At 71.9% G+C, this 11,118-nt stretch carries 11 protein-coding genes and 1 pseudogene; 10 read left to right on the top strand and 2 right to left on the bottom strand.

All coding sequences use genetic code 11. The annotated features are described in order from the left end of the window. The first annotated feature begins 23 nt into the window (after positions 1-23). The 6 genes and pseudogenes from ABD127_RS10850 (at position 24) to ABD127_RS10825 (ending at position 6,524) form a co-directional block, all read left to right on the top strand. Complete coding sequence (locus tag ABD127_RS10850; protein ID WP_344201142.1) at positions 24-146, top strand: hypothetical protein; 123 nt, start codon at positions 24-26, stop codon at positions 144-146. Continuing rightward, positions 143-1,687 carry a 2-succinyl-5-enolpyruvyl-6-hydroxy-3-cyclohexene-1-carboxylate synthase gene (gene menD / locus ABD127_RS10845; RefSeq protein ID WP_344201140.1) on the top strand — a complete coding sequence of 515 codons (1,545 nt, stop codon included), beginning with the start codon at positions 143-145 and terminating at the stop codon, positions 1,685-1,687. Before ABD127_RS10850 ends, menD begins: the two co-directional genes overlap by 4 nt. A 45-nt stretch (positions 1,688-1,732) precedes the next feature. Next, positions 1,733-3,310, top strand: a complete 1,578-nt coding sequence (locus tag ABD127_RS10840; RefSeq protein ID WP_344201138.1) for a GMC family oxidoreductase — start codon at positions 1,733-1,735, stop codon at positions 3,308-3,310. Continuing rightward, positions 3,307-4,869 carry an aldehyde dehydrogenase family protein gene (locus ABD127_RS10835; protein WP_344201136.1) on the top strand — a complete coding sequence of 521 codons (1,563 nt, stop codon included), beginning with the start codon at positions 3,307-3,309 and terminating at the stop codon, positions 4,867-4,869. The genes ABD127_RS10840 and ABD127_RS10835 overlap by 4 nt, the downstream gene beginning before the upstream one ends. A gap of 87 nt (positions 4,870-4,956) precedes the next feature. Then, positions 4,957-5,511: pseudogene (locus tag ABD127_RS10830) on the top strand (SGNH/GDSL hydrolase family protein); the annotation flags it as partial. A gap of 248 nt (positions 5,512-5,759) precedes the next feature. Beyond that, positions 5,760-6,524: an SGNH/GDSL hydrolase family protein gene (locus ABD127_RS10825; protein WP_344201133.1), complete on the top strand. Its 765-nt coding sequence runs from the start codon at positions 5,760-5,762 to the stop codon at positions 6,522-6,524. Between the two features lie 158 nt (positions 6,525-6,682). Here ABD127_RS10825 and ABD127_RS10820 read toward each other — a convergent pair whose 3' ends face one another. Next, a complete protein-coding gene (locus ABD127_RS10820) occupies positions 6,683-7,939 on the bottom strand; it encodes an isochorismate synthase (protein ID WP_344201131.1) in 1,257 nt (418 codons plus the stop codon). Between the two features lie 33 nt (positions 7,940-7,972). Between ABD127_RS10820 and ABD127_RS10815 the strand changes: the two genes are divergently transcribed. After that, positions 7,973-8,668: a demethylmenaquinone methyltransferase gene (locus ABD127_RS10815; protein ID WP_344201129.1), complete on the top strand. Its 696-nt coding sequence runs from the start codon at positions 7,973-7,975 to the stop codon at positions 8,666-8,668. A 54-nt stretch (positions 8,669-8,722) separates the two neighbouring features. Here ABD127_RS10815 and ABD127_RS10810 read toward each other — a convergent pair whose 3' ends face one another. Beyond that, positions 8,723-9,262 (bottom strand): P-loop NTPase family protein, encoded by a 540-nt coding sequence (locus tag ABD127_RS10810; RefSeq protein WP_344201127.1) that lies wholly within the window; start codon positions 9,260-9,262, stop codon positions 8,723-8,725. Between the two features lie 168 nt (positions 9,263-9,430). Here ABD127_RS10810 and ABD127_RS10805 point away from each other — a divergent pair, with 168 nt between their 5' ends. From ABD127_RS10805 to ABD127_RS10795, 3 genes are read left to right on the top strand one after another with little or no spacing between them, the layout of a single operon-like run. Further along, positions 9,431-9,790 carry an NADH-quinone oxidoreductase subunit A gene (locus ABD127_RS10805; protein WP_344201125.1) on the top strand — a complete coding sequence of 120 codons (360 nt, stop codon included), beginning with the start codon at positions 9,431-9,433 and terminating at the stop codon, positions 9,788-9,790. Then, a complete protein-coding gene (locus tag ABD127_RS10800) occupies positions 9,790-10,344 on the top strand; it encodes a NuoB/complex I 20 kDa subunit family protein (protein ID WP_344201123.1) in 555 nt (184 codons plus the stop codon). The genes ABD127_RS10805 and ABD127_RS10800 overlap by 1 nt, the downstream gene beginning before the upstream one ends. Beyond that, positions 10,341-11,039: an NADH-quinone oxidoreductase subunit C gene (locus tag ABD127_RS10795; RefSeq protein ID WP_344201120.1), complete on the top strand. Its 699-nt coding sequence runs from the start codon at positions 10,341-10,343 to the stop codon at positions 11,037-11,039. The genes ABD127_RS10800 and ABD127_RS10795 overlap by 4 nt, the downstream gene beginning before the upstream one ends. Positions 11,040-11,118: the final 79 nt, after the last annotated feature.

The following is an 11,118-nucleotide window of genomic DNA, read 5'->3' as shown; positions in this document are numbered from 1 at the left end:
TCAGCGCCTGAGGCTCAGGCGGGATGGGCAGCCAGGGCGTCGTGGGGGCGAGCGGCCTCGCGGGTGTGCGGGCCGACGCCGAGCGCACGACGTGGTGGCTCGACCGGCTCGCCCGCGTCGAGGGCCACGCCGGAGGCCTCGCGTGAGCCGCTCGACCGACACGGCGCGCGAGCTCGTCGAGCGCCTCCTCGCCCTCGGGGCCAGCGACGCCGTGCTGGCGCCGGGCTCCCGCTCGGGCCCCCTCGCCCTCGCGCTGCACGCAGCGGACCAGCAGGGGCTCCTCCGCCTCCACGTCCGGGTCGACGAGCGCGAGGCGGGCTTCCTCGCGCTCGGCTTGTCGAAGGCGCGCGGGGTGACGGTCCCGGTGGTCACGACCTCCGGCACCGCCGTGGCGAACCTGCACCCCGCGATGCTCGAGGCGCTGCACTCGGGCGTCGAGGTCGTCGCGGTGACGGCCGACCGCCCAGCCCGCCTGCGCGCCACGGGCGCGAACCAGACCACCGAGCAGCGCCACATCTTCCCGGGCGTGCGGTTCGTCGAGACGCCGGGCGACCTCCCCGACTGGCCGCTGCGGGGGCCTGTGCACCTCAACCTCGAGCTCGACGAGCCGCTCGTCGAGGCCGTCGACTGGCAGTTCGCGAGCGCCGACCCCGACCGGGCGCTGCTCGAGGTCCACGGGCAGGGCTCGTACCTCGAGCCGGGCCGCCGCACCGTCGTGCTGGCCGGCGACGCGATGCGCGACCAGCGGGCCGCGGCAGCCGCCGAGGACGGCGGTTGGCCCCTGTTCGCCGAGCCGAGCTCCGGCGTGCGTGACGCGCAGGCCCTGAGCACCTACCGGCTCCTCCTGGACGTGCACCCGCTCGCCGAGCGGATCGAGCGCGTCGTGAGCTTCGGTCACGCCACGCTCTCTCGGCCCGTCACCCGCCTCCTCGCGCGGCGTGACATCGAGGTGGTGCACGTCGGCGACGCGTCGACCTTCCCCGGGGTGGCCGGCCCGAACGTCACGTTCACCCCGTTCGTCAGCACTCCTGAGCCCGACGAGTCCGACTGGCTGTCGGCGTGGGCCGAGGCCGACCGCGTCGCCCGTGCGGCGATCGATGCCGTGACCCCGCCTGCGCACCGGCTGGCCGAGACGGTCTGGCGGGCCGCCACGGGCGGGCCCCTGGTGATCGGGTCCTCCTCGATCGTGCGCGATCTCGACTTGGTCGCCCCTGGCCCGTCGCCCGACCTGGTCGTGGCCAACCGCGGCCTCGCGGGGATCGACGGGATGGTGTCGACCGCGATCGGTGTCGCCCTCGCCGAGGCTCGCCCGAGCCTGGCCGTGATGGGCGACCTGACCTTCCTGCACGGCGCGAACGGCCTGCTGATCGGGCCGCACGAGCCACGTCCCGACCTCACGATCGTCGTCGCCAACGACGACGGCGGCGCGATCTTCAGCCTTCTCGAGCAGGGCGACGTCGCCTACGCCGAGGCGTTCGAGCGCGTGTACGCGACGCCGACCGGCAGCGACCTCGCCGCCCTCTGCCGGGCCCACGGAGTGCCGCACCGCCGGGTCGCGGTCGACGACCTCGCCGAGGTGCTCGCGGCGTCGCCGTCGGGCCTCGCCGTCGTGGAGGTCCGGCTCGACCGCAGCACCCGTCGAGCCGATGCCGCGGCGGTGGCCGCCGCCGTCCGGTCCGCATTCTGACAGCGACACTGGCACGGTCAACCGACCGCGAGTACGGTGGGTGGCGTGGGTCACAACGCTGAGGTATTCGACTACGTCGTCATCGGGTCCGGCAGCGCGGGCGGCGTCATCGCCGCGCGGCTGAGCGAGGACCCCCAGGTCCGGGTGCTGCTGCTGGAGGCGGGCCCGATGGACGACGACGACATGATCCACCTGCCTGCGGGCTTCTCGACGCTGTTCCGCACCAAGTGGGACTGGGCGTACCGCACGACGCCGCAGAAGATGCTGTCCGGACGCCGCTCCGACTGGCCGCGCATGAAGGCGCTCGGCGGGTGCACGTCGATGAACGCGATGATCTACATCCGCGGCAACCGCGCCGACTACGACGAGTGGCGCGACGTGTACGGCGCCGAGGGCTGGGGCTACGACGACGTCCTCCCGTACTTCAAGCGGTCCGAGGGCAACCGCCGTCTCGGCGGCGAGTACCACGGCACCGACGGCCCGCTCTGGGTCGAGGACCGCCGCTACGACCACGAGCTCACCCACGCCTTCGTCGACTCCGCGGTCGCCGCGGGCTTCAAGCCCACCGACGACTTCAACGGCGCCGAGCAGGAGGGTGCCGGCCTGTACCAGGTCACGTGCCGCAAGGGCCGTCGCTGGTCGGTCGCCGACGCCTTCATCCGGCCCGCGATGGACCGTCCGAACCTGACGGTGCGCACCGAGGCGTACGTGACGAGGATCGAGATCGACGGCACGCGCGCCACGGGCGTCACGTACCAGCGTCACGGCGTCACCGAGACGGTGAACGCTGATGCCGAGATCATCCTGTCCGGTGGCGCCGTCAACAGCCCGCAGCTGCTGATGCTCTCCGGCGTCGGCCCCGGCGCGCACCTGCGTGAGCACGGCATCGAGGTCAAGGTCGACTCCCCGGAGGTGGGCAAGAACCTCCAGGACCACCCCATCACCGCAGTCCTGTTCGACACCAAGAACACGACCGACCTCGCCGAGAACCTCAACCTGGTCAACCTGCTCAAGGCCCAGAAGCTGGGCCGCGGCCCGTTGAGCTCGAACGTGGCCGAGTCCGGGGCGTTCTTCCGCTCGAGCCCCGACCAGCCGGCCCCCGACCTGCAGCTGCACACCCTGCCCACCGGCTTCTGGGACAACGGGCTGCACGAGCAGACCAAGCGCGGCCTGGTCATCGCCCCCACGCTGGTGCGGGTCGAGAGCGTCGGCCAGATCACGCTGCGCTCGGCCGACCCGACCTGGCACCCCGAGATCGACCCGGCGTACTACTCCGACCCGTCCGACCTCGACCGCATCCTGGTCGGCATGCGCACGGCCTTCGAGGTCGCCTCGGTCGGTCCGCTCACGAAGCTCATCGACAAGCCGTGGGCGCCGGGCACCTGGACGCCCACCGACGACGAGATCATCGCCGCGATCGCCCGGATGGGCCAGACCGTCTACCACCCGGTCGGCACGTGCTCGCTCGGCAAGGTCGTCGACGCCGACCTGCGGGTCATGGGCGTCGAGGGTCTGCGCGTCGCCGACGCCTCCGTCATGCCCCGCGTGCCGCGCGGCAACACGAACGCCCCCACCATCATGATCGGCGAGAAGGCCGCCGACCTCATCAAGGAGTCCCGATGACCACGAGCCCCACTGGTCCCGAGCTGTCCGGCCCGCTGTTCGGTGCGGGGGAGCCGCCCATCTCCTCGCTGCCGGTCCGTGAGGGCCCCTCGTTCGAGTCGCTGGACCCGCGCACGGGCGACGTCGTCGGCGTGCACGCGATCCACAGCGCCGAGGAGGTCGAGGCCGCCGTCGAGCGCTCGCGCCTGGCCGCGATCTGGTGGCGCGACATCGGCTTCGAGGGCCGCAAGGAGTTCCTGCTGCAGTGGCGCAGCGTCATCACGCGCCGCCTCGCGCAGCTCTCGCAGCTCGTGCACCTCGAGACGGGCAAGCCGCACGGCGACGCCCAGCTCGAGATCGGGCTGGCGATCGACCACGTGAACTGGGCGGCCAAGAACGCCAAGAAGGTCCTCGGCGCCACGTCGGTCTCCTCCGGTGTCTTCGCGATCAACCACGCCTCGTCCGTCCGCTACAACCCGCTGGGCGTCGTCGGCGTGATCGGGCCGTGGAACTACCCGGTCTTCACCCCGCTCGGCTCGATCACCTACGCGCTCGCGGCGGGCAACGGCGTCGTCTTCAAGCCCAGCGAGTACACGCCCGGCGTGGGCCGCTGGCTCGTCGACACCTTCACCGAGGTGGTCGGCGGACGCCCCGTGCTGCAGCTCGTGACGGGCTACGGCGAGACCGGTGCGGCGCTGTGCCGCGCGGGCGTCGACAAGGTCGCGTTCACGGGCTCGGCCAACACCGGCAAGCGCGTGATGGCGGCGTGCGCCGAGAACCTGGTCCCGGTCGTGATCGAGGCCGGCGGCAAGGACTCGGTCATCGTCGACGAGGACGCCGACCTGGCGGCCGCCGCCGAGGGTGCGCTGTGGTCCGGCATGTCGAACGCGGGCCAGACCTGCATCGGTGCCGAGCGCGTCTACGTGCACCGCGCGGTGTTCGAGCCGTTCATGGCCGAGCTGCTCGAGCAGGCCCGCACCGTCACGGCGCACGCCGCCAACGACTCGCTGATCGGCCCCATCACGATGCCCTCGCAGCTCGAGGTCATCCAGCGCCACATCGACGACGCGATCGCCAAGGGCGGACGCGTCGTGCTCGGCGGCGCGGGCGCGGTGGGCGAGCGCTTCGTGCAGCCGACGATCATCACGCACGTCCCCGAGGACTCCGCCGCGATCACCGAGGAGACCTTCGGCCCCACGCTCGTGGTCAACCCGGTCGACGACATGGACGAGGCGGTGCAGCTCACCAACGCCACGGAGTACGGGCTCGCCGGCTCGGTCTACGGCAAGCGTCGCGCGGTCTCGATCGCCGAGCGCGTGCGGTCGGGCATGACCTCGATCAACGCCGTGGCGATGTTCGCCGGGGTGCCGTCGCTGCCGTTCGGCGGTGTCGGCCAGTCGGGGTTCGGTCGCATCCACGGCCCGGACGGCCTGCGCGAGTTCACCTACGCCAAGGCGATCACGCGCCAGCGCTTCAAGCCGCTGCTCAACCTCACGTCGATGCAGCGCGACGAGGCGACCGACAAGAACGCGGCCCTGCTGATCAACCTGCTCTACGGGGGACGCAAGACGCTGCGGTGACGGGGCGCCCGAGATTTGGCCGCGGAGCCACGTGTCGTTCACCAGACACGTGTCGGCCGCTGGCTCGCATCCCCGTAGCCTGGACACGTGAACAGGCGGATCATCCATCGGCGCTTCGTGGCCCTCGGTGACTCCTTCACCGAGGGAATGGGCGACCCCGACCCGCTGCTGCCCAACGGGGTGCGCGGCTGGGCCGACCGGGTCGCCGAGCAGATGTCGGTCGCGACGCCCGGCGTGCAGTACGCCAACCTCGCGATCCGTGGCAAGCGACTCGACCAGATCGTGTCCGAGCAGCTCGGACCGGCGCTCGCGCTCCGACCCGACCTCGTCGCGATGTTCGCCGGGGTCAACGACCTGATGCACCTGCGGGTGCGGATGGACGAGCTCATGGCGGTGTACGAGGACGTCGTGGCGCGGGTGCGCGCCACGGGGGCACGGGTGCTGCTGTTCACGATCAGCGACCCCGAGCCCGTGTGGGTCTTCCGGCCGTTCCGGGGGCGGATCGCGATCTACAACGAGCTCGTCCGCAAGATCGCCCGCAAGCACGGCGCGACGGTCGTCGACCTGTGGGACGTGCTCGACCTCGGTGAGCGCCGCCTCTGGGGCGACGACCGCCTGCACCTCGCGACGCCCGGCCACGAGATCGTCGCCGGTGCGGTGTGCGAGGCCATCGGCATCCCGCACACCCTGACGATCGAGCCGGCAGCCACCGTCGCCCGCACCCGCCGGCAGCGGGTCGCGTGGTTGATGCGGCACGCCGTGCCGTGGTTCTTCCGCCGCGTGCGGGGCCGCTCGCTGGGCGACGGCCTGACGCCGCGCTACCCGGCGCTGACGCCGCCCGTGCTGCCGGCGGGCGCCGTCGCCATGGAGCTCCCGTCTAGCCTGACGCCATGCGATTCCGCCGATTCGTCGCCCTCGGAGACTCCTTCACCGAAGGCGTCGGCGACGCCGATCCCGGACGCCCCAACGGGGTTCGCGGGTGGGCCGACCGATCTGCCGCCGCCCTCGCGCAGCACGATCCCGAGCTGACCTACGCCAATCTCGCGATCCGTGGACGCAAGCTGCGGCCGATCCTGGCCGAACAGATCGCGCCGGCGCTGTCGCTCGACCCGGACCTCGTCTCGATCTACGCCGGGGCGAACGACGTGCTGCGTCCGCGCATCGACCTCGACGCGCTCGTCGCGGAGTACGACGCGGCCGTCGGGCAGCTGGCGGCCCGCGCGCACGTGGTGATGTTCACGGCGTACGACCCCGGTGAGGCGCCGGTGTTCGCGTTCCTGCGCGGCCGGTTCGCGATCTACAACGAGCTCGTGCGCGAGGTCGCGGAGCGGCACGGGGCGACGCTGGTCGACTTCTGGCGTCTGCGTGAGTACCGCAGCGACCAGCTCTGGGACACCGACCGCATGCACATGTCGAGCGCCGGGCACCAGCGCATGGCGATCGCGGTGCTCGACGCGCTGGGTGTCGAGCACGACCTCGAGCCGCTGGTCCTCCCGCCCCCGCCGCCGTCCTCGGCCGCCGAGCGTCGTCAGGCCAACGTGGCCTGGGCCAAGGAGCACGCCGGCCCCTGGATCGGCCGCCGCCTGCGCGGCACGTCCTCCGGCGACGCCCTCACCCCGCGGTACCCCACGCTGCAGTCCCCCCTCCCCACCTGAACGACCGCTCGCGAGTGAATTCCCGCCCCGCGGCGAGTGAGTTCCCGCCCTGCGGCGAGTGAGTTCCCGCCCCTGGTGGCGCCACGAGGGGCGGGAATCCACTCGCGGAGGGGCGGGAATCCACTCGCGAGGGGAGGTCCTAGTCGCGGGGGGAGGTCCTAGTCGCGGGGGGAGAGCGCCGTGCGCACGGGGATCAGCTTGGCCTCGGACTCGGCCAGCTCGTCGGCGGGCACCGAGTCGGCGACGATGCCGCAGCCCGCGAAGAGGCGGGCGGAGCGACCGTCGGGCGCCAGCTCGGCCGAGCGGAGCCCGATGCCCCACTCGCCGTCGCCGTGACCGTCGATCCAGCCGACCGGTCCGGCGTAGCGGCCCCGGTCCAGGCCCTCGATCTGCGCGATGAGCCGGACCGCCTCGGCGGTCGGGGTGCCGCCCACGGCGGCGGACGGATGCAGGTCGGCGACGACCGAGAGCACCGACGTGCCGTCCGGCACGACCCCGGCGATGTCGGTCGCGAGGTGCATGACGTTCGGCAGGTGCAGCACGAACGGTGCCTCCGAGCGGGTGACCGCCGAGCAGTGCGCCTGCAGCGCGTCCGACACCGAGCGCACGGCGTACTCGTGCTCCTCGAGGTCCTTGCTCGACCGGGCCAGCGAGCCCGCCAGGGCCGCGTCGTGAGCGTCGTCGCCGGTGCGGCGGATCGTGCCGGCCAGCACGCGCGACGTCACGAGTCCGCTGTCGAGCCGCAGCAGCATCTCGGGCGTCGACCCGAAGAAGCCGTCGACGTGGAACGTCCAGCAGGCGGGGTAGTCGCGGGCCAGACGGGTCAGCGGCCAGCGCACGTCGAGGGGACGCTCGAAGTCGGCGCGGCAGTCGCGGGCCAGGACGACCTTGTCGAGCTGGTCGGCCTCGATCCGCTCGACGGCCGCGGCGACCGTGGCCGTCCACGCGGCGACGTCGCCGTCGTCGAACGTGACGGGTCCGGGACGGTCGGGGCGCCGGGTCGGACGCAGCTCGGGTGCGGGTCCGATCGCGCTGCCGATCGTCGAGACCCACGCCCGGCCGTCGCGGCGCCCCACGACGACCTCGGGAACCGTGAGGTGGCCCGCGCCGTCGGCGGCGAAGTCGAACGTGCCGAAGGCCACCAGACCGGAGCCCGCTGCCTCGATCTCGTCGCGCACGACGGCCTGGTGCCGCAGCTCGTCCCACCACCGCGACGCGGCGGCGAAGCGGTCGGGGCCCGTGACGTCGAACGAAGCGGCGCGGCCCCATCCGACGATGCCGTCGCCGTCGTGCACCCACGCGAGGAAGTCACGCTCGGGCAGCAGCGCCAGCAGATCGTCGACCTCGACCGGGCGCGTGCGCACCAGCAGGCGCTCGGGGGCGTCCGAGGCGGCGGGTCCGGCGGGGTTGGTCACGACGATCCACATTACCCGTGGGAGAGTGATCCGGTGAGTCGAGCCGACCTGGACAAGGACCCCCGCGAGGTCGCGAGCATGTTCGACCAGGTCGCCAAGCGCTACGACATCACCAACGACGTCCTCTCGATGGGTCAGGACCGCCGCTGGCGCAAGGCCGTGGTCGACCTCGTCGCGCCGCAGCCGGGCGAGCGCATCCTCGACCTGGCGGCCGGCACCGGCACCTCCAGCCAGCCGTTCGCCGACGCCGGCGCCCACGTCGTGCCGTGCGACTTCTCGCTCGGCATGCTGCGGGTCGGCAAGCAGCAGTTCCCGGCGCTGCCGTTCACTGCGGGCGACGGGATGCGCCTCCCGTTCGCGGACGACTCGTTCGACGCCGTGACGATCTCCTTCGGGCTGCGCAACATCCACGACCCCGTCGAGGGGCTGCGCGAGCTGCACCGGGTCACGAAGCCCGGTGGTCGGGTCGTCGTGTGCGAGTTCAGCACGCCGACGTGGAAGCCGTTCCGGGGTCTGTACGTCAACTACCTGATGCGGGCGCTGCCGCCCGTCGCGCGCGCCGTCTCGTCCAACCCGGACTCGTACGTCTACCTCGCGGAGTCCATCCGCGCCTGGCCCGACCAGAAGGGTCTCGCGCTGCGCCTCGTCGAGGCCGGCTGGGGTCGCGTCGAGTGGCACAACCTCTCCGGCGGGATCGTCGCCCTCCACCACTCGGTCAAGCCCGCCTGATCAGGGGCGGGAATCCACTCGCGGAGGGGCGGGAATTCACTCGCGAGCGGTCGTTCAGGGGGAGTGGGGGCGGAGGGTCCTGAGGTAGGCCGAGGCCTGCTTCTGTGACTGCAGGTGGACGACCTGCAGGCTCGGGTTCGCGGCCTGCGCCTCGGGGACCAGGGTGCGGTAGTCGTGGCGGGTGCGCCAGGCCCAGCGGATGATGTGGTTCGGCTCGGTGAAGATCGTCCGCAGCGGCGGCTCGACGTTGCCGGCCCACAGCTCGGTCCGGTTCCGCACGCGGCTCACGGTGCGCCGCGTCAGCCGGGTCATCGTGACCCGCACGGGCAGGTCGAGCCACACGATCGCGTCGGCGTGCGCGGCCAGCACGGGGCGGGCCTGCGGGTACTGCCACTCGGTGATCCACGCCGGCGACTGCGCGAGCGCCAGGACGTCGTCGTCGAACTCCGGTCGCGCGTTCCAGCTGGGTCCGTGGTGGAGGGCGTCCAGCTCGGTGTACGGCAGGTCCGCGGCCTCGGCGATGCGACGCGCCAGCGTCGACTTGCCGGCGCCGGGCCGACCCGCCACGAGGAGACGTCGAGGAGCAGCGTTCACGGACCCATGCTGCCTCATCGGCGAGCACCGATTCGCGCCTGCGACTCGCTTAGTGTGACCTAAGTAACAGGGTGCCCCCAGGCGGGCGTAGCGTGTGTCACGGACGGCGATGTGGTGCGAATCACAGACGCCGTCAGTCATCCGACCGAATGCCCTGCGGGAGGTGAGATGGACGCCTACACCCCGATCTTGATCCTGGGTGCCCTCGCGGCCGGATTCGCGATCTTCAGCATCGCGATCGCCCCCCTCACGGGCCCCCGCCGGTACAACCGCGCGAAGCTCGACCGGTACGAGTCCGGCATCTCGCCGAGCCCCCTGCCCGACGGCGGCGGCAAGGTCAGCGTCAAGTACTTCTTCACCGCGATGATGTTCATCGTCTTCGACATCGAGATCGTCTTCCTCTACCCCTTCGCGGTCGCCTTCGACCAGCTGACGTGGTTCGCGGTCTTCGCGGTGCTGCTCTTCCTCGTCAACCTCACGATCGTCTACGCCTACGAGTGGCGTCGCGGTGGAATGGAGTGGACCTGATGGGTCTTGAGGAGAAGCTCCCCAGCGGAGTCCTGCTGTCGACGGTCGAGGGCCTGGCCGGATACATGCGCAAGGCGTCGTTCTGGCCCGCCACGTTCGGCCTGGCCTGCTGCGCGATCGAGATGATGACGTTCGGGGCCCCGCGCTTCGACTCCTCGCGGTTCGGCATGGAGGTCTTCCGCCCCAGCCCCCGCCAGGCCGACCTGATGATCGTGGCCGGCCGCGTCAGCAACAAGATGGCGCCGGTCCTGCGGCAGATCTACGACCAGATGGCCGAGCCGAAGTACGTGCTCGCGATGGGCGTGTGCGCCAGCTCGGGCGGCATGTTCAACAACTACGCGATCGTGCAGGGCGTCGACCACGTCGTGCCGGTCGACATGTACCTGCCGGGCTGCCCGCCGCGCCCCGAGATGCTGATCGACGCGGTGCTCAAGCTCCACGACAAGGTCCAGCACACCAAGCTCGGCGTGAACCGCGAGCTCGAGATCCGCGAGCAGGAGACCGTCGCGCTCTCGGCCACCCCGACCCTCGCGCAGAAGGGTCTCCTCAGGTGACTCAGGAGCACGACGAGACCGCCGACGACGCGGTCGTGCCCAGCGACGCGCAGCAGCTCGAGGTCATCGGGGTCCGCGAGGGCGCGTTCGGCGTCCGCGGGTCGGGCGACACCAGCGGCTTCGGCGGCCTCACGAGCGCCATCGTCCTGCCGCCGGCCAGCACCGCCCCCTACGGCGGCTGGTTCGACGAGGTCGCCGAGCACCTCGAGGCCGGTGTGTCCGGCGCGATCGAGAAGGTCGTCGTCGACCGCGGCGAGATCACGTTCCACGTCACCCGCGAGCACCTCGTCGAGGCCGTGCGCCACCTGCGCGACGACCCCACGCTGCGCTTCGAGCTCTGCTCCTCGCTGTCGGGCGTCCACTACCCGGGCGAGACGGGCCGCGAGCTGCACGTCGCGATCCACCTGCTCTCGATGAGCTTCCGCCGTCGCATCCGCGTCGAGGTGTCGGTGCCCGACGCCGACCCGCACCTGCCCAGCATCACGCCGGTCTACCCCACGGCCGACTGGCACGAGCGCGAGACGTACGACATGTTCGGCATCGTCTTCGACGGCCACCCCGGGCTCACCCGCATCCTCATGCCCGACGACTGGCCCGGCCACCCGCAGCGCAAGGACTACCCGCTGGGCGGTATCCCGGTCGAGTACAAGGGCGCGACGATCCCGGCCCCCGACGAGCGGCGGAGGTACAGCTGATGCGCGCATCTGCGGGAGGTTTCGAGGCTCGGCCGCAGGCGGCCTCGCACCTCAACCACCGGTGGCTGAGGTGCGACGA

Origin of the sequence: Aeromicrobium alkaliterrae (genome assembly GCF_039529015.1) — a bacterium.
Classification (GTDB): domain Bacteria; phylum Actinomycetota; class Actinomycetes; order Propionibacteriales; family Nocardioidaceae; genus Aeromicrobium; species Aeromicrobium alkaliterrae.
This window is presented reverse-complemented; position numbering and strand designations above follow the sequence as displayed.